Origin of the sequence: Pedobacter sp. FW305-3-2-15-E-R2A2 (genome assembly GCF_038446955.1) — a bacterium.
GTDB lineage: Bacteria > Bacteroidota > Bacteroidia > Sphingobacteriales > Sphingobacteriaceae > Pedobacter.
This window is the reverse complement of the sequence record NZ_CP151803.1, coordinates 4,957,669-4,978,726: the sequence shown is the minus strand read 5'-3', so window position 1 is coordinate 4,978,726 and position 21,058 is coordinate 4,957,669. Positions and strand designations below refer to the sequence as shown.

Here is a 21,058-nt window from a genome sequence, read left to right as displayed (position 1 = left end):
TGTTTTTGGGTTGATCTGTCTGTTTGATTTTTTTCCGTTTGGGCTAAAACGATATTATCAAGATCCAATCATCAATACAGTAATCTCATGAATAAAACAGTTAAGCAATACATCATGCTTATTGGGTTGCTATTTGCATTCGGTGCAAAAGCTCAGGTAGGAATAGGTACCAACACTCCGGATGCGAGTGCGCAGCTGGAAATTCTTTCCACTTCGAAAGGTTTACTCATCCCAAGGTTGTCACTTATACAACGTGATGGTATCAATAACCCTGCCAATGGATTATTAATTTATCAAACGAACAATTCTCCCGGGTTCTATTTTTATAATAACGGGCAATGGCAGCGTTTGGTAAACAATGCGGAATTGGGTTCAGGAGGAAACGGAACAAATGGAAATACTATTCTCAGTGGGAATTCCAGCCCTTCAGCAGCAGTCGGAGTGAATGGTGATTTTTACCTGAATCTTGGAAATAATAGCCTGTATGGTCCAAAAAAATCGGGTAGCTGGCCTTCAAATGGAATCTTACTGGTCGGTCCGAAAGGAGAAAAAGGAGATACAGGAGCCAAAGGTGATGCTGGTCCAAAAGGTGATACTGGTGCAAGAGGTGATCAGGGGGCAAGAGGAGAGGCTGGATTAAGAGGCGAACCTGGTTTAAAAGGGGATCAGGGTGTAAAAGGAGATACAGGAGCTAAAGGCGATACTGGTTTAAAAGGTGATAATGGCCTAAAAGGAGACACTGGAGCTAAAGGCGAACCTGGTTTAAAAGGGGATCAGGGTGTAAAAGGAGACACAGGAGCTAAAGGAGATACTGGTTTAAAAGGTGATAATGGCCTAAAAGGAGACACAGGAGCTAAAGGCGAACCTGGTTTAAAAGGAGATACAGGAGCTAAAGGAGAGACCGGTTTAAAAGGAGATCAGGGAATAAAAGGAGATACAGGAGCTAAAGGTGATATTGGTTTAAAAGGAGATCAGGGAATAAAAGGAGATACAGGTGCTAAGGGTGATAAAGGAGACAAAGGAGATAAAGGGGAGCCGGGAACTCCGGGGAATTCTTTACCAGGTGTGGGGAAAAGCGTCACCTCTTCCGGAACAATTGCCATTGGAAATGGGAAAGAAGCGGTACTAACAGACCTGACGCTTGACCTTGCAGACAATGCGGTTACTTCCGCGAAGATTGCCGACGGTTCTATTGAGAATGTGGATCTGAATAAAGTTAAAATCCCTTTAAGTGGATTTGGAGCTCCTGTAAGGAACGTTCCTATGGGAGGCTTTAAGCTGACCAACCTTGGCGCTCCTACAAATAACAATGATGCGGTAACAAAAAAATATCTGGACGATAGGCTAATTGCCGGAGGCGGACAATTACCGATGCTTAGTTTCGATAATAGTTATAACCTATCTATAAAAGGAAGCAATTCTGTAAGTCTTGCGGATCTTAATCAATCATTGAGTCTTGCCGGAACGGTGCTTTCCATCTCAGGCCCAAGACAAAGTCATGTTGACCTTCGCGGCATATTGGGCGGTGGGAACGGTTCCGGAGGAAATGGCATCGTGATTCACGACAATACTTTAGAAGGGGAAGGCACAACCACCTTACCTTTAAAGCTGTCCAATACTACCGTAACTCCAGGGAGTTATACTGCTGCGAACATTACTGTAGATGCTAAAGGTAGAATTATCGCAGCCTCAAATGGTACAGGCGGCGGACCTGGCGGAGGAACAGTAACTTCAGTAGAAGTGCTGTCTGCTCAGGGATTCACCGGTTCGGTAACCAATCCGAACTCTACACCTTCTATTACCCTTGGAACATCGGTTAATGGGATTCTGGAAGGAAAAGCCGGAGCAATTACGGCGGCAAGTACCACAGGAACGGGTTCGATTGTATTGGATAACGGCCCAACCATCAAAGATCCGATCCTTACAGGAGTAGCAAAAGGAAATATTGACGGGACGGCAACAAACGTAACCGGAGTGGTTGCAGTTGTCAATGGAGGAACCGGAGCAACTACCGCTGCAGGAGCTAAAGCCAATTTAGGACTGGGTAAGGTCGACAATACCAGTGATGCTGAAAAGCCATTGAGTGATGCCACCAAAGCGGCCTTACTTGGAAAAGTAGAGGCAAACGCAGCCATCACAGCAGGAACTCATACCAAAATTACCTATGATGCAAAAGGGCTGGTTACAAAAGGGGAAGATGCAACTACTGCTGACATCAAAGAATCAGCAGATAAAAAATACGTAACGGATGCGCAATTAACATTAATTAATAACACCAGCAATATCAATACAGGTGATCAAATTGCAGTCACTGTTCCGGTAACGCCTAAAGGAGCTTTAAGTTCAACCAACGTACAGGCTGCTTTGGAAGAATTGCAATCCAAGATTACGGCATCAGCAGGTGGGGGGATGACAGCGGTTAAGCATGATGCCACTCTAACCGGTGATGGAAATGCAACCGATTTAGGTTTAAACAATAAAGCCGTTACGTTTGCGAAAATGGCTGACCTGGCTTCGGGATCTTTGATCGGAAGAGGTACCGCCGGAACGGGAAGCCCTGAACTGATCAGCATTGGTGAAGGAATCGCACTAACTGGCGGAACTTTGTCGGCCAATATTCCGGTAGCAACTGGCGGAGCCGGAGGGAAACCAGGTTTAATGGACCCTGCGGATAAAGCTAAACTGGATGGATTAACGAATTATACCTTACCTGTCGCTTCAGCTGCGACATTAGGTGGTGTGAAAATTGGCGCGAACTTAAGCATCGATGGAAACGGCGTATTGTCTGCTGCCGGTTCAGCAAATGTGGTAGATGCCACAACATTGGAGAAAGGTAAAGTTCAGCTGGCTGGTGATTTAACCGGAACTGCCGATAAGCCACTTGTTGCAAATGATGCCATCACTGCCGGAAAGATAAAAGATGGAAGCGTAACCGACAGCAAAATTGTCGATGTAAGCGGAACTAAAGTGACGGGTAATATTCCTGGAAATGCAGCGAATGTAACCGGAATTGTAGCTATAGTGAATGGAGGTACCGGAGCAAATGATCCGGCAGGAGCTAAAGTCAACCTGGGTCTGGATAAAGTTGAAAATACACCCGATTTAGACAAACCGGTGAGTAAAGCAACTGAACTGGCATTGGGATTAAAAGAAGACAAATCAAATAAAAGTACAAATGTTGTCGCTGATGGAGCTTCAGGAGAGAAATATCCTTCTGTATTGGCCATTAAGACCTATGTAGATACAAAAGTAAACGATGCCGTAATTGGTGCCGGTGGCGTTCCTGATGCAACGACAACGATTCTCGGTAAAATTCAGCTGGCAGGTGATTTAACCAATGTGGCTTCTTTACCAAGAATTGCTGCTGATGCCGTGACCACTGTGAAAATTAAAGATGAAAATGTAACAGACCCAAAAATATTATCGGTTAGCGGGACTAAAGTAACGGGCAACATTCCGGGGAATGCAGCGAATGTGACCGGAACGGTTGGGATTGCTAACGGAGGTACCGGAGCAACAACACCTGCCGATGCCAAACAAAACCTGGGTCTGGGAAATGTAGACAATACTAAAGATGCAGATAAGCCAATAAGCAATGCCGTGAAAACAGCATTGGATGCCAAAATCAACCTGACTGAAAAAGCGGCTGTAAACGGAGTGGCTACACTCGATGGATCTGGTAAAATTCCGGTTGGTCAGATTCCCGCTTTGTCTTTCTCCTCAGTAGATGTGGTGGATACTCAGGCTAAAATGCTTGCTTTATCTGCTGCTGTGGTAGGAAGTACAGTAATCAGAACCGATCAGAGTAAGAGTTATGTCTTGAGAACTTTGCCATCCAATGTACTGGCAAACTGGGTGGAAATTCTTACCCCTTCCACTTCATTGGTACAATCTGTGAACGGACAGATTGGTGCGGTAACCATCGCTAAAGCTGATCTTGGTCTGGGGAACGTGGAGAATACCAGTGATGCCAATAAGCCGGTAAGTACGGCAACAGCAACGGCATTAAACGGAAAAGAAGATAAATCAAATAAAAGTACAAATGTCGCCGCAGATGGCGGATCTGTAGATAAGTACCCATCTGTAAAAGCGGTCAAAGATTATGTGGATGGAGTCGTTGTCGGATCTACAGTGGTTCCAGCTACAGCAGCAACAAAAGGAATTCTGAGGTTAACCAACGAATTGGGTGGTACTGCTGATGCACCGACAGTGGTTTCTGTAGGTGGTACATCTGCAGCAAATATCAGCACAGGGATTACTGCGGTAACAGCAGCGACCAGTGCAAATACACCAAATACGATTGTTAAAAGAGATGCTTCAGGTAATTTTTCTGCGGGCACGATTACTGCAAGTTTAACCGGAAATGCGACAACGGCAACTACGGCAGTATCTGCTTCAAAATTGAGCCCTGGTAGTAAAATTAACGGAGTTACTTTCGACGGATCTGCGGATATCGTTCTTCCGGTAACTGCCGATGCCACTAAACAAGATAAGTCAGATAACCTGACCGCTGTTGCAGGTTTAAGTACGACAGGAATTGTCGTAAGAACCGGATTGGGTTCTGCAGTAACGCGTGCCATTGCAGCCGGATCAGGATTAACCTTAACAAACCCCGACGGTGTTGCCGGAAATCCAACGATTGCACTTCCAAATGCATTTGTAGGTACTCCTGGAGATTTCACTTCCGCAAATATCAGTGTCGATGCACAGGGTAGGGTAACCAAAGCTACAAATGGCAGTGGAGGCGGGGGGTATACCTTGCCAACAGCGGCCGCTTCGACGTTGGGTGGGGTAAAAGTAGGTGCTGGTCTTGCGATCGATGGCACCGGAATCCTTTCTGCCAAAACAGATCTGGCTTATACGGCGGGTGCCACAAATGGTACCGTAGGAAGCAGTACAGGTACAGCTGCAGTGATTCCTGCCGGATCAACTACAAATGCAAGTTTGATGTTGCCTGCTGATAAACTGAAGCTGGATAAAATCCCTGTAATTACCGCTCCAGGAGATGCGAACAAAGTCCTTACTGTAAATAGCGGCGGAACGGCTGCTGCATGGGTAACTCCAACTGCCGGTGGCGGCGGTGGAGCGACCAACCTGGGCTTCACGACAGGACCAACCGATGGAACGATGACTTCCAGCACAGGGACTTCTGCAACCGTTTCTGGTGCGACCAATGCTGCGGCTGGATTAATGCCGGCGATGGATAAAGCAAAGCTGGATAAAATCACGGACATCGTTGAGGCGACAGATGCGAATAAGGTATTAACCGTAAGTGCCGATGGTAAAAAAGCAAACTGGGTAACTCCGGTTGCAGGTGGCGGAGGTAGTTCTCTCGTGACTTATTTCCTGAGCAGTAAAAAATATTTTATCAGGGCAAGTGGTCCTGGGGTTACCGCAACTTTAGCGGGCAATACCGTGACGATCACTATTCCGGTAGGGGTAACGCTGGATTACATCAAATTCAAAACAAGTTTTGCCGAGCTTGGTAGCCAGGCCTTCCTGAACATCGCGCTGATCGATAAAAATGCATTGTGGAATAACGGGCCTGACGACTTAGTCGTACCTGTTGTTCAGATCATTGATATCAACTCGGCCAATCCTGTAATCAATGCCGTGACAATGATGGGTGGAGGGAATTTCGGTTTCACTTTACAGGGATACGCCAATGGTACTGTTAACCTGCAAACCAATAACATCAGTAACCATACCGGATCACTGGGTTTCTTTATTACAGTAAGACCTTAAACCTATGAAATCATATAAAATTTGTGTCCTTGTTTTATTTTTAATGGTTTTGGCCTTCCGTGGTCAGTCGCAAACGATAAACCAGTTTAATGGTCAGTTTACGATCCTGTTTATCAATACCGGGACGGAACCAAATGTCTATTATATCAATGGATCATTTGCTGATGCAGCCAATATGTTCAGTGCCGATCAGGTACGTAAGGGAGATCAGATCATTGACAAAAGTGGAAATACGTTTGAAATTCTGGAAGTAAGTATTGATGGTTCAAATATCAATACGACCTCCAAAGCTTTTGATGCGATCCCTCCCGGAATAGGATTGGGTCTGATTTACAGACCGAGTCAGCGGGGCTTTCCTCTGACCACAATCAACACACCTGCGGCAGCATTGACCAGTGCTTCAAATACGGCAATTCTGGCCATCAATACCGCAATCCCGAATTATACCGTTGGTGATGCATTGCCAACTTCTTCGGGTACTGTAGGGGACATTATCTTTAATTCAGGAGACAAATTATTATATCAGCTGACAGCCGATGGCTGGAAAAGTATTTCAATGGGAAGCATCCGGACGGATTATGCAAATCCTCCAGGCTCCGCAGACCCGGGAGCGAAAGGCGATATATTTATGTCCTACTGGGATAGTAAGTATTACGTTTTTGACGGATCTGCCTGGGCAGAACCAACCACCTTATCTTCACTTCCTGTTTCCTCTAAATATGGGGATGTTTTCTTTGTGAAAGGAGAAATGAAACTGTACATGATGGCTGCAGATAATAAATGGAAAGTCATCAGCAGCTCGTCGATTCCCGGAGGTCCGGGAACGGAATTGCCTACGCAATCCAAACCAGGAGATATGTTTTTTAATACAGATCTCAATATTCTGTATGTCTACGATAAAAATGGGAAATGGGTAGAAGTATCTACCAATGGTTCTACACCTTCTGCGCCGACAAGCCCCGATCCCGGAACGGCAGCGATACGCGAAGGTTCCTTATTCTACAATACCTCCGATCATAAATTGTATGTTTTTAATGGAACAACGTGGACACCTCTGGACAATTCACTGAAAACAGGACAGGTTTATGTGGGGAACAACTCAAATGTTGCCACCTCAGTACCCTTATCCGGCGATGCTAAAATCACTACGACAGGAAAGTTGACGATTCAGCCTGCAGCAATAAATGATGAAAAACTGGATAAATTAAATATCCCGATCAGTGGGTTCGCGAATCCATTAGATGATGTGTCTATGGGAGATGGCACAGGAAATAATTTTAAAATCACCAATCTGAAAGCGCCTTCTTTTGGCGCAGATGCGGCCAATAAAGATTATGTCGATGCCCAGCTTAAAAATCCAACACTTTTGGCCTTACCGAATAACAATCTGTTTGTAGGTAATACCTCTGGCAAAGCGGAAGCAATTCACAAAAGCCTGATCCCGATCTCTGGTTTTGACAAAGCCCTTGCGAATGTCTCTATGGGAACAGGAACCCCCGGTTCTAATTTTAAGATTACCAACCTTGCAGATCCTACAGCGGCTCAGGATGCCGCAACCAGAAATTATGTAGATACTAAGGTAATGCTTCCGGCCAACCTGAACCTCCCAAAAGGAGAGGTCTATGTTGGAAGTGATGCAAGTACGGCCGTAGCAGTGAAAAAGAACACCATTCCACTGAGTGAATTCGGAGAAGCAAAAGCGCTGATCTCTATGGGGACTTTCAAAATAACAAACCTTGCGGATCCGACGGATGCCCAGGATGCGGTGACCAAGAATTACTTAGATCGTAAAGTGATTGGTTCGGGAAGCATCAGTTTGACCACAGGAAACCTTTTTGTCGGCGATCTGAATGGTAAAGCTGCAGACGTATTAAAAACTGCAATCCCTTTGAGTGGCTTTGGTGCCGCACAGGCAGATATTGCGCTTGGAGGTTTTAAGATCACCTCATTGCTTAATCCTACAGAAGATCAGGAAGCCGCAACGAAGAAATATGTTGATGATCTTTTCAAAACACCGGCAACGCTATTGTCCCTTCCTTCAGCACACCTGTTTCTGGGAGATATAAATGGAAAAGCTATGGCCACTCCCAAAAAGAATGTTCCTTTAAGTGGTTTTGCCAAAGCAGGGGAAAACATTGCAATGGGGGATGAGACCACTCAATTCAATATCAATTTTCTAAAAGATCCGGTTTTAGCTCAGGATGCAGCTACCATGGCCTATGTAGATAGAAAAGTGGCCAATCCCGGTTCATTGGCCCTGGCAACAGATCATGTTTTAGTTGGAAATGCAGAAAATAAAGCGGATGCAGTAGCAAAAACTGCGATTCCATTGAGTGACTTCGGAAGTCCGAAAGCAGACGTTTCCTTCGGCAATGGGACAACCGGATTTAAGATCATCAACCTTGCAGACCCAAGCGATGCACAGGATGCGGCGACCAAGAAATATGTAGATTCAAAATCTTCCTCTTCAAAACCTCCGGTTGCGCCAACTGCGCCGACCAATCCTGTTGCAGGAGATACGTATTACAATAGCACAGATAACCGTTTGTATGTTTACAATGGGAAGGACTGGGTTCCGGTAGACAATAAGCTTGCCGATGGACATTTATATGTTGGAAGTCCCGACGGCATTGCCATATCTACGCCGAAAAATGTAATTCCATTGAGTGGTTTTGGTTCCGCTCAGGGAGATGTATCTATGGGGAACTTTAAGATCACGAACCTCGTTGATCCGATCAATGCACAGGAAGCGGCAACAAAAAATTATGTAGATTCAAAAACGACAAAAACTCCGGTTGGGCCAACAGCACCAGTGAATCCGGTTGTTGGAGATACCTATTACAATACCACTGATAAACGCCTTTATGTTTACAATGGAACGGACTGGGTTCCGGTAGGAAATGACAAGCTTGCCGAAGGGAACCTCTTTGTCGGAAATGCACAGGGCATCGCTACAGCAACAGTCAAAGGGGACGTATCCCTGACCGGTTTCGGTGCACCTACTGCCGAACTTTCTATGGCCGGAAAAAACATCACTAACCTGGCAAGCCCTGTCGGAAATGAGGATGCCGTTAATAAAAAATATGTAGACGATGGTTTGACCTCAGCCACTGCTGCGGGAAAAGATAACCTCGGAAATCACCTGGCTACACAAAATATCAAGCTCTCTGTGAATTCCATCAGCAATGATGGTGTGGTCGGGAAAGGTTTAAGCTTTGATGCACCTGGAAATGCCAGTTTAGGACAAGACCTGACCATCAACGGAAACCTCTTTACGCCTTCAGACAGAAGATTAAAAGACCATATCGAAACGCTGGGCAATGTATTGGCCAAGATCGGTCAGATCAGGGGAGTAAGCTTCGAGTATAAAAACAAGCACAAATATGTGAGCGGTGCCAAGATCGGGGTCATAGCACAGGAATTACAAAAAGTATATCCTGAAATGGTGACTCAGGGGAAAGATGGCTTTTTGAAAGTCGACTATACCCAGCTTACCGGAATGTTGATTCAGGCAGTAAAAGAACAACAAAAAGAAATTGAAGTATTGAAAGTTCGCATGGACCGTCAGCAGGAGCAGATCAACAGCATTCTTGAAAAAATGAATAAATAGGAGTATCGGTTATTTTGAAGGCACAGGGTCATCTTGTTAAAATTATATCTTTTCTTTTGTTCACCGGAATTGGTGCTGCTTCCGCACAGGATTACTTTCGGGTCATCGGCGGGATTCCACACCTTCCGGCAGTAGAGCCCGCAGTGATTGCTTCCGCCATACCGGGGATGATGATTTATAGCCTTTCTGATAAACAACCATTGGTCTATAATGGAAGCTCATGGGAAACACTTTGCAGCAGTCATATCAATACCGATGTGGTTAAAGATTACCTGGAGGTAAAAACAGGCATCCCTTATTTATCTTCTTTAGTGACGGAGCCTGCGGCTGATGTTCCCGGAGGAGGTATTTATTATTCGAAATCAGAAAAGACCATCATGGTTCATGATGGAAATAAATGGACTCCATTGGCTAAGCTGAACACAAAATCCAGCCTTAAAACCAACGACAATTTCTCTACCCACAGCGAATTAAAGATTTCCAGGTTGCCGGTTCTTTCGGCCAATCCGATTCCTTTGGGCTTATCAGCGGGCGCAATTTACATCAATAGTGTTTCCAATGCCATCCGTTATTATGATGGCATGAAATGGATCGAACTCAGTTGTCTGCCCGTCATCACTACCATTCCTCCAAATCAGGTCAGCAATACTTCCGCAAGGTCCGGGGTAGACATTCTGGCTAATGGCGGATCGGCAGTAACCCTTCAGGGAATCTGCTGGAGCACCAGCAGGAACCCGGATACCAGCCTGACTACAAAAACTAAAAACCTGGTCTTTGGTAAAGATACCGGGATCTTTCCGGGTGTGATGTCGGGATTGCAGGCGAGTACGGTTTACCATGTTCGTGCTTATGCTGTGAATAGTTCCGGGATCGTTTACGGGGAAGACCTTACTTTCAAAACTGCCATTGCAGCGATACCTTCGATCATCACGATAGACATCAGTCATTTTACCCCCATCAGTGCCAATAGTGGTGGAATCATCAATGATGATGGCGGTGCGCCAATTACGGCCCGCGGGATCATCTGGAGTGCAACAGGAGATCCGATGAATGACCCTGCTGCGGTGACTTCTTCTGATGGTTCGGGAGTCGGTTCCTTTCCAAGCAAGCTGACCGATCTGTTGAGGAATACCAAATATTATGTCCGTGCTTATGCAGTCAATGTAGGCGGAACAGGTTATGGGAATCTTCTGGAGTTTACCACACCGAGCGCAACGGCACCAGTATTGAGTTCGCCAAATATCCGGATTACAGACATTACCGAAGTTTCCGCATTGAGCGAAGTCACGATCATCAACAATGGTGGGGAAGTGGTCACAGAACGGGGAATGAGCTGGAGTACAGACCGGGTAAATATTACCTATGGGCCTTCTTCTACCGTTAATCCTACCGACATCGGTAAGTTTATCTGCCACATCACCGGCCTGATCCCCGGAACACTCTACTATGTCAGGGCCTATGCGAAAAACAGTATCGGCACAAGCTTTAGCAGTGAGTCCAGTTTTATTACGACTTCCTTACCTACATTAGCGACAGTGAAGCCCTTTAATTACGATGCCGACAGTCATGAGAACGGCTATTTTGAAGGCTATAACGGAACGGTTGCCTATAGCGGGGGCGACATTACCAGCAATGGGGTTTCGCCGGTAACTACAAAAGGGATTTGCTGGACAACCTCTGCAACCGAACCACCGACTACCGCTTTAACAACGAAAACAACACATCCCGTAATTGGAAGTGGAACAGGGCTTTTTTATAGCTACCTGACTTCCCTAAGCCCGGGCACCACTTATTATGTCCGCGCCTATGCGATTAATAGCCTGGGCACTGCCTATGGAGATACGTATCATTTTACCACTCCCGAAAAACCAAAAGTAACCACTACTGCAGGAACGCTGATCAGCAGTTCAACAGTAAGTACAGGAGGGGAAATCAGTGCAGATGGAAGAATGCCGGTTCATACCAGAGGGGTATGCTGGAGCAGGAATAACAACCCTGCTCTGGATGGTGATTTTACGACCAATGGAAACGGGAGCGGGAACTTTATCAGTACGATTAAAGGGCTGATGGGGAAAACGACTTATTTTATCAGGGCCTATGCGACCAATCATGTTGGAACCAGTTATGGTGAGGTCCTGGAGTTTGAAACTGCGCCTCCGGTAAAACCAGTGGTGACGACCACTAAAATTAGTGCGACTGCCGGTTCAAGTACCATTGGTGGTGGTGATGTGAAAGAAAACGGGGGTGCCCTGGTTACCTTAAAAGGGTTGGTCTGGAGCCTGCTGCCTAATTTTACACCTGATCTTTCCAGCGCGGATAAGACGGAACTGGCAGGAGGGGATGGTGCCTTTAGCAGTACCATTACCGGGCTGGCACCCAATAAAATTTATTATGTAAGGGCCTATGCAGTCAATAGTGCAGGGACCTCTTTTGGAGCGGAAGAATCTTTTCACTCTTATACCATTCCTTCCCTGATTACCAGTCTCCTGAGCAACATTACCAGTACCAGTGGCGTTGGTGGAGGTGATATTTTCAATGATGGTGGTGATCCGGTAAAGGCGAGTGGAATTGTCTGGAGTACATCGGTTAATCCTACTACAGATCTGGGTACAAAAACAACCAGCGGTACAGGGATCGGGAATTTTATCCATCAGTTGAACGAATTGATGGGCAACACCACTTATTACGTTCGTGCCTATGCCAGCAATGCGGCTGGAACGGCCTATGGAAATGAAGTCAGCTTTAAAACCGGGCCCGCGGTTCCACCTACCATCAGCACTTTGGAAGCTACTCAGGTTTCTGGCAATAGCGCCATGAGCGGAGGGCGCCTGATCAGCAATGGCGGTGCTTTAATTACGTCAAATGGAATGGTCTGGAACATCCTTTCCGGCTTTCAGCCTGATACGGAAACAAAAAACAGGACTTTGCAGAATGATCCAAAATCCTTTACGACAGAAATTACGGGACTAACACCCGGAACCATTTATTATGCCCGGGCTTATGCAGGAAATCCGGCTGGTTTGGTGTATGGCAATGAAATTGTTTTTAAAACAGCTACCCTTGCTACCATCACTACGCTCAAACCGATTGCCGCATCCATCACCAGCACCTCTGCCACCAGTGGGGGAAGTATTCTGAGCAATGGGGGGTCTTATATCAGAAACAACGGCATCTGCTGGAGCACCAGAGAAAATCCAACATTGGAAGATGAAAAGGTCATTTCCGGTTCCGGAACAGGAAGCTTTACCGCGGAGTTAACGGACTTGCTGGGTGCTACTACTTACTATGTACGCGCTTTTGCGACCAATTTCGCTGGCGTGGCCTATGGAAATCAGGAAGTCCTGTTCACCAAACCAGCGGTACCGGCAACGGTCATCACGACCAAATTGAATGGCATTACCGGGAGATCGGCAGAGGCAGGAGGAAATATCACGAGTAATGGTGGAGGTCTGGTCACGACAAGAGGAGTGCTTTGGAGCATTTATCCCGATTTTAATCCGGATACGGTAGTCAACAATAAAACCGCAGAAACGGGTTATGTGAAGGGCATTTTTAATAGTCAGATCAGAAAGCTGAGCCCAGGAATGACCTATTATGTACGGGCTTATGCGGTTACCGCTGCGGGAATTGCTTATGGTGAGGTGGTTAATTTTACCACCCCAAGAATGCCGGAAGTCAATACGAACCCACCGAAATTAGTTGGCAATACCTCGGTCGTAATGGGAGGAACCGTGCTCAATTCAGAAGGATCAAACGTCACTGCCAGAGGGGTATTCTGGAGCACCAGGGAGAACTTTATACCGGACACCTTATCCGCAGACCGAACTTATAACGGAGGCGGACCGGGGAGTTTTGACAGCAAGCTACAAGACCTGAAACCGGATACTAAATATTTTGTAAGGGCTTATGCGATTAGCATTGCCGGCATCTCTTATGGAGAACAGGTGAGCTTTACAACGTTCCCGCCAACAGTACCGGTGTTAACCACGGTTAAGGCTGTTTCCATCAGCGGAACAGGAGCGGTAAGTGGTGGAGATATAGAAGATGAAGGTGGTGTGGTTGCAGACACCCGCGGGCTGGTCTGGAGCACGCAGCCGAATTTTGATCCCCTTACTACGGGCAGCCGTAAAACGATACAAACAGGTTCCGGTAAAGGCGTTTTTAACAGCAATATTACCGGATTAAGCCTGGGAACTACTTATTATGTTCGTGCTTATGCATCCAACAGGGTAGGTACGGCTTATGGCGATGAACTGAGTTTTACCACGCATCGCCTTCCTTCGCTGAGTACCATTGACGTTTCGGCAAATGCCGCAAATCAGGCGAAGAGTGGAGGAACGGTCAGTTTTGATGGAGGGACACCGGTCATTGCACAGGGTGTTTGCTGGAGCCTGAACCCGAATCCAACCGTCGGTTTGACCACCAAAACGATTGATGCCGGGATAGGGGTGTTTACGAGTTTGATGAGTAGCTTAAAGCCGGTAACGACTTATTATGTACGGGCTTATGCGATCAATAGCATTGGCGTTGCTTATGGAAATGAAATCAGTTTCGTTACTGCGCCTGTGCTTCCGGTCTTGACCACCACTGATCCTGCAATTACTTCCAATACGACGGTCAGCAGTGGTGGAACGATCAGTTTTGATGGTGGTGCTGCGGTAACTGCACGCGGAATCGTATGGAGCGAAGACAAGAATTTTAAACCGGAAACGGTGGTCACAAACAGGACTACAGACGGACAGGGAATCGGTGGTTTCATCAGTGAGATGACCGGTTTGATAAAGAGCGTTAGCTATTATGTGCGTGCCTATGCGACGAATAGCGTAGGAACCGCCTATGGCGATCAGTTCCATGTGTCCATATTTGCCACCTCGCCATTGTTGAATACGAATGTAGTCACTGCAATTACCGGTACAACGGCTACCAGCGGAGGAGAGGTTACCAGTGATGGAGGTGCAGTGGTTTTCAAACGTGGAATCTGCTGGGGTACGGAGCAAAATCCGACCATCGCCTTACCTGGAAAAACCAGCAATGAAGATTTAGGAAACGGCACTTTTGTAAGCCAGATGACCGGATTATTACCCAATACCCTCTATTATGTGAGGGCCTACGCCATCAACGGAATCGGAGTGGCTTATGGTCTGGAAGAATCTTTCCTGACTCTTGCAGTGCCAACCCTGACCGCCACTACTCCGGTAACCAATATCAGAGCAACAACGGCAACGAGTGGAGGAACGATTACCGACGACGGACGTACACCAATATTGAGTCGTGGTATTGTATGGAGCTTGTACAGCAATCCGACCACCGCACTTCCCACTAAGACGACAGACAATATCAGTTCCGGAATCGGCACGTTTACTGTCGAACTTACCGGACTGGAACCGAATAAAACCTATTATGTAAGGGCTTATGCCGTAAACAGCGTAGGGACCAATTATGGCAGCGAGACGACCCTCAAAACAAATGTCGTGATGTTACCGACCCTGAGCACAAATGCGATTACAGAGGCAGATGGCTTATCCGCAAAAAGTGGTGGAAACATTAGCGATGATGGTGGGATGCCGGTAACAGCAAGGGGACTGGTTTGGAATACCAGTCCGGTACCAACCATTGCTTTGCCTACAAAAATTGTAAACGGCAAAGGTGGAACAGGACTGTTTGAAGATTATTTCTCCGGCTTAATTCCCGGGACCACCTATTATGTCCGCGCTTATGCAACGAATAGCCTGGGTACTGCTTATGGTAATGAAATTACTTTCGTTACTCCGGCAGTAGTTCCACAACTGAGTAATGTGGTCATCTCCAATATCAACAGAAATAATGCAGATGGTACGGCAAGCCTGTTAATTGACGGTGGTGCTGCGGTCACAGATCTTGGACTGATCTGGAATACCACTGATGTCATCCCAGCACCGGCTACAGCAGAGAATAGCTTATCTGTTGGCGCTTCGGGAACTTCGATTACAGGAACGCTGACTCGGTTATTGCCAGCTACAAAATACTATGTATGGGCTTATGGAACCAATCCGGTTGGCACAGGATACAGTAGTAAATCTGTTGCTTTCAATACGCCGGATCTGGCCACAGTGATCACCACTAAACCCAGCTTAATTGCACAAAGTACGGCACGTTCCGGAGGGCAGATCTCTACCGATGGCGGCAATCCGGTAACGGCAAAAGGTGTGTGCTGGAGCGTTACGGAAAACCCGGTGATCGGAGCAGATAACTTCACAAATGACGGTCCAGGCAATGCGGCCTTTATCAGTTCCATGACTGCTTTGCAAAAGGGAACTTTGTATTATGTGAGGGCATACGCGACCAATGGAATGGGAACCGCTTATGGAAACCAGGAAAGTTTTACTACACTGGATGTTCCCGCTTTGAGCACCAATGCCGTTACGGAAATTACGAGTACTTCGGGTTTAAGTGGTGGAGAAATCACTGCCGATGGCGGGGCAGACGTAACGGTAAAAGGAGTAGTATGGGATACCAAAGAGTTGCCAACGATCTCATTGGCCACCAAAACCAGTATTGCTGGAAAATTACCGAACCCATTTACCAGTAAGATGAGCCCATTGGCCATCGCGACAAAATATTATATCCGTGCCTATGCGACCAATAGCGTTGGTACTGCTTATGGAAATCAGCAGGTAATGAATACCAGTGCAGTACTACCGGTTGTGACCATTGCAAAGTTGTCAAATATGACCACGAGCAGTGCCGTATCTACAGCCGAAGTGACCTCTGATGGAGGAGCAATGGTGACGGCAAGAGGTTTTGTCTGGAATACCACAGGAAATCCAACCATCGGAGATGGTCAGTTGATTACCGAAGGAACAGGAATGGGGATTTTTAACCATACCATTTCCGGGCTTACGGAAGGTCCCATTTATTACATCAGAGCCTATGCCACTAACGGGGTGGGAACAGTTTATAGCCCGGAGATTACCAGTTTTAAAATCTGTCCGAGTACTTTTACGATAAACCACTATGCCGGATATAACGGGGCTCCGGTCAGTAAGACGGTTACCTATAATGTGGTCAGCTCCAATGTTTCCGGAGAAGCCAGGTGCTGGATTACCCAAAATCTGGGGGCCGACCAACAGGCAACAGCCTGGAATGACGCTACCGAAGCTTCGGCTGGCTGGTACTGGCAGTTTAACAGGTTACAGGGATATAAACTAGAAGGAGCGGTACGTACTCCGGGAACGACCTGGAATACGGTCATCACGGAAAATGAGAATTGGTCAGCAGAAAATGATCCTTGTAATCAATTGCTGGGTGGAGGATGGAGAATCCCAACTTCAACAGAATGGGCAAAGGCCGCGGGGGCACCGCAAAGCTGGGGCTCACCAACGGGAGCTTATGCTTCGGACTTAAAACTTCATTCCGCAGGAAACCTGACCGGTTCAGGCGCATTAACTGCAAGGGGCAGTGGCCATGGTTATTGGACAGCCAGCACACATGGGTCAAACAGCGGTTGGGGATGGTATTTGTTCAATGGAGGTTCGGTCCAGTATGCCGCTAAATATACCGCTTATCCGGTTCGTTGTCTGAGCAAGGAAACGCTGAAAAGAGCGCCTTCGGTAAGCAATGTTATTGTTCCGCCTGCGGCCACCAATGCGACAAGTACGACAGCTGCTGCTTTCGTGACCATGGATGGTGGTGCTCCGGTTACTGCGCGAGGTTTTGTCTGGAATACCACAGGTAATCCAACGCTTTCAGATCAGGTGTTGAGCATTGGTTCAGGGCTTGGTGATTTCAATGGTGTTTTAACCGGACTCTCAGAAGGAGCAATCTATTACGTTCGTGCTTTTGCCAGCAATTCGGAGGGAACGAATTACAGTGCTGCCGCTTACAGTTTTAGAATTTGTGTTCCGGTAACGGTAGTCCATAAAGCTGGTGTTAAAGGTTCCCCGGTAGATAAAACGGTGACCTATCAGACTGCTTCCGCCAATTTTACAGGAGCAATGAAATGCTGGATTACCCAAAATCTGGGGGCCGACCAACAGGCAACTGCTGCGAATGATGCAACGGAAGCTTCGGCAGGTTGGAACTGGCAGTTTAACAGACTACAGGGGTATAAACATGATGGAGTTACCCGTACACCAACAACTGGCTGGCAGGCGGACATCTATGAGAATTCGGATTGGGTACCAGCAAATGATCCATGTACACAGCTGCTCGGAACCGGATGGAGAATCCCTACCGCAACGGAATGGAGGAAGACCATCGGCCCTCCTCAGAGCTGGACTGGCCCGGCTGATATTTATAACTCTGTGTTGAAGATGCATGCTGCAGGTCATTATACCAATGCGGCATTAAACGGTCGGGGAAGTTCTCATGGTTATTGGACGGCGAGTCAGAATCCAACGATCTCCTGGGGCTGGTATTTATTTAACGGGAATTCTGTAGCCTATGCAGGTAAAGTCAGTGCCTATAGCATCCGCTGCCTGAAAGACTAAAAATATTGCAATGAAGAATAATAAGAATACAACAATAGAAAATAAAGATGATCAGTAAGCCATTTAAAAATATAGTATTTACCAATGCCATTTTGGGACTGATGACTTTCGGGGTACAGGCTCAGGACCTGACGCTGAAAATACACCTGTCCGGCGTGGCAAAAAGTAAGATCAGTTTGCTGTCACTGGCCGGAGCTTCGGTTAAAACGGTAGTAGAAAAGACGGGAGTAAACAACGGAGAAACTGCGGTGCTGAACATCCCAAAAGATCAGCTGCCGGGAGAATTTGTGCTGAGATTCGACTACCAGGAGAAGCAGGACAGTAACCCTTATCCTTCGGAAAAGCAGATTTTTGTAAACAGTCAGAACCTGGAACTTTGGGCACGTCCGAAAGCCCTGAACCATCCCGATAGCACCTACTTTCAAAAAGGTGAAATAGAAAATACCGTGTTCCTGAGTTTTGCCACTGACAATGCAAAAAAGAGACAGCCACTAGGCCTGCTGCAGAATTTCATGATGAACTATGACCAGCCGGAATCTAAGTTCTTTTTATTGGGAACAGAGGAATATGAAAGCAGACGGATCGGTTATAATAAATGGATAGAAACACAAATACTGAAACACAAAAACACTTTTGTGGGCAGCAGTTTTGTGTTCCAGAACATTGCCCCGATTCTGTGGAAAGGAACAGAGACCGATCGCATGAACAGTGTGATTGCGCATTATTTCGATGGGATGGACTTTAAAAACCCCATGGTCATCAGGACGACAGAAATGAAGGAATGGATGAATAAATACGTCAACATTTATGGCGCAATGTCTACGACAATAGCCCTTCGGGATTCCTTGTTTACGCTTGCCGGAAAACGGGCGATTGAAAAAGCACGTACCGGTCATCCTTTAGTGTATGGCTGGATGGTCGATTATTTCTATAACGGATTTGAGAGTTTCAACATGGCTGCCGGGATAAAAATGCTGGAACCTTACCTGAATGATCCGCTTTGTATGACAAGCAAAAGAAAAGCCATTGAACAAAGGCTGAAAGGAATGGAGACATTGGTAACCGGTGCTGTTGCGCCAGATTTTAACTGGAAATTGGGCTCGGGAAAGACCGTTGCTTTTCATGATTTTAAGACCGAAGCCAAATACAAACTCGTGCTGTTCTGGTCTGCCGACTGTCAGCATTGTAAAGAGCTGATGGAAAAATTACACCCATGGTATCAGGAAGCTTCAAAGGTAGAAATGATGGACGTTTTTGCCATTAGCCTGGATGAAACAGAAACAGAAATTCCGGCCTGGGAAAAGGCAAAACTAAAGCTTCCTGCATTTAAACATAAAAGGGCGGATCAGGGAATCCGGAGCCCGGAAGCAGCGGCTTACTTTGTGCTTTCTACGCCAACAATGGTCCTGGTAGATGCAAAAACGAATAAGATTATGGCCATGCCGGAGACGGTTGAACAGCTGGAATCAGCTATGAAATAAGTCAGTTTAAAAAGATAAAATATTAAAAAACAGCAGAAATGAAAAAGATAATTGCCTCCCTTTCCTTCGGCCTCCTCTTGTTTGGCGCCACGGAGCTGCAAGCGCAGTTAAGGATCAATTCAGAAGGCCTTTTTATTCAAGGTGGAACGGTTTTCAGTACCGATGGTTTGACACTCGTTCCTGCGAACAATTGGGTGTTGAATAACCTGAGCGTAAACAAACAGCAGACCGTGGTTATTTTTCCTAAGTTCAACAGCATTCAGCGGATGTACCGGTTCAGCAGACCGGCGGTATTCCAGGGAGAATTGGCCATGAACTATGAGGACATTGAGCTGAATGGAAATGAAGCGAAGAACCTGTTGCTTGCTTATTCAAAAATGACGAGCAGCACGGCCAAAGATTTTATGCTCGTAAAAGAAAGCGTGGTGAATCCTGAGCAGCTGTTTATCGGCCAGCTGTTTCCCAATGCCATTACTTTTGCGGACCTGACCGCAGTGAGTATGGAATCCTCGCTGATTACCCCTTATGTGGACCTGGTGGCGAACAACATGATCACGCCCAATGGGGATGGGGTGAACGATACCTGGGTGGTTAAAAATATAAAACTCTATCCCAATAATGAACTGAAGATTTTCGACAGAGAGGGAAGGGTGGTCTTCAGCATGTTCGGATATGACAACTCCTGGGATGGAATGTTTAACGGCAATCCACTAAAAGAAGACACTTACTATTATATCCTGACCATTGATTCCGGGAAATCCAGAAAAACAGGATTTATCTCCATCGTAAAAGACAAATAATTAGCTAAAAGAATTGATAATGACAAAATTAACAAGGCACAAGGTTTTGCTTACCGGCTTTCTGATGATCAGCCTGCTTACCACCACCATTTCCTTAAAGGCGCAGATTAGGCCAATGGGAAACCAGTACTACGAAAACCAATACCTCAGCAATCCGGCGTTTGCGGGAATCAACCAGGGACTGAACATCAATATCGGATACCGCAATCAATGGAGGTCCATTCCCGGCTCTCCGGTAACTATGGTGGCGACTGCGGATTACCAATACGATAAAGTAGGTGTGGGGCTGTCTGTCTATAATGATAAGGCCGGTCTGATTGGCCGGACGCGTGTGATGGGAACTTATGCCTATCACCTTCCATTGAATGGCGACAGCAGGAACCTGCATTTCGGAATTTCCCTGGGCGTGATGAAAGAGCGCCTGGACATGCAGAACATTATCGCTACTCCTGACGACATGCCGGCAGAGCGCTTTAACCAGCGCAAGGCTTTTGTAGATGGAGATTTCGGGATCGCTTATACCGATCAGCGCTTCACCCTGCAGGCCGCATTGCCCAACTTAAAGAAATTCCTGCAAAAGGACGATCAGAATTCTGTAGATGGATCTACTTACTTTATGGCGGTTTCCTACAAAATAGGAACGGCACTGGATGTGGTATCGATAGAACCAAAGATCAGTTTCAGGGGGGCTAAAGACATTGATAACATCTGGGACCTGGGAACGAACCTTAAACTGGAAAACAACATTCTTTCTTTTATGGGCATGTATCATAGCGACAAGAGCAGCACTTTTGGCATTGGCCTCAGCTATGATAAGTTTCTGATCCAGGGCCTTTATACGAGTCAGCTTGCCGGAGAACGCCAGCGGACAGGAGCTGATTTTGAACTCAATTTAAAGATCAATCTGTTCAACAACCAGAAATAAGAATGCCCTGATAAATTAACCGTAGCCAA

The 21,058-nt window shown here is 46.5% G+C and carries 6 protein-coding genes; all 6 read left to right on the top strand.

Going from position 1 to position 21,058, the window contains the following annotated elements; translation table 11 throughout:
- Positions 1-87 precede the first annotated feature (87 nt).
- The 6 genes from AAFF35_RS20030 to AAFF35_RS20005 are packed head-to-tail and all read left to right on the top strand — an operon-like array spanning position 88 to position 21,029.
- Entirely contained in the window at positions 88-5,745 is a 5,658-nt protein-coding gene (locus AAFF35_RS20030; RefSeq protein ID WP_342328313.1) for a hypothetical protein, read from the top strand.
- Positions 5,746-5,749: 4 nt separating this feature from the next.
- Positions 5,750-9,355, top strand: a complete 3,606-nt coding sequence (locus AAFF35_RS20025) for a tail fiber domain-containing protein (RefSeq protein WP_342328311.1) — start codon at positions 5,750-5,752, stop codon at positions 9,353-9,355.
- A 56-nt stretch (positions 9,356-9,411) separates the two neighbouring features.
- Entirely contained in the window at positions 9,412-17,823 is an 8,412-nt protein-coding gene (locus AAFF35_RS20020; RefSeq protein ID WP_342328310.1) for a hypothetical protein, read from the top strand.
- 47 nt (positions 17,824-17,870) lie between these two features.
- Positions 17,871-19,304 (top strand): redoxin domain-containing protein, encoded by a 1,434-nt coding sequence (locus AAFF35_RS20015; RefSeq protein WP_342328309.1) that lies wholly within the window; start codon positions 17,871-17,873, stop codon positions 19,302-19,304.
- 38 nt (positions 19,305-19,342) lie between these two features.
- Positions 19,343-20,104 (top strand): gliding motility-associated C-terminal domain-containing protein, encoded by a 762-nt coding sequence (locus tag AAFF35_RS20010; protein ID WP_342328308.1) that lies wholly within the window; start codon positions 19,343-19,345, stop codon positions 20,102-20,104.
- 19 nt (positions 20,105-20,123) lie between these two features.
- Positions 20,124-21,029: a PorP/SprF family type IX secretion system membrane protein gene (locus AAFF35_RS20005; protein ID WP_342328307.1), complete on the top strand. Its 906-nt coding sequence runs from the start codon at positions 20,124-20,126 to the stop codon at positions 21,027-21,029.
- The last annotated feature ends 29 nt before the right edge of the window (positions 21,030-21,058 follow it).

Excerpts from the sequence above, each read along its gene's own strand:
- AAFF35_RS20025 (WP_342328311.1), top strand. The coding sequence starts at position 5,750 with ATGAAATCATATAAAATTTGTGTCCTTGTTTTATTTTTAATGGTTTTG.
- AAFF35_RS20005 (WP_342328307.1), top strand. The coding sequence starts at position 20,124 with ATGACAAAATTAACAAGGCACAAGGTTTTGCTTACCGGCTTTCTGATG.
- AAFF35_RS20015 (WP_342328309.1), top strand. The coding sequence starts at position 17,871 with ATGATCAGTAAGCCATTTAAAAATATAGTATTTACCAATGCCATTTTG.
- AAFF35_RS20010 (WP_342328308.1), top strand. The coding sequence starts at position 19,343 with ATGAAAAAGATAATTGCCTCCCTTTCCTTCGGCCTCCTCTTGTTTGGC.
- AAFF35_RS20030 (WP_342328313.1), top strand. The coding sequence starts at position 88 with ATGAATAAAACAGTTAAGCAATACATCATGCTTATTGGGTTGCTATTT.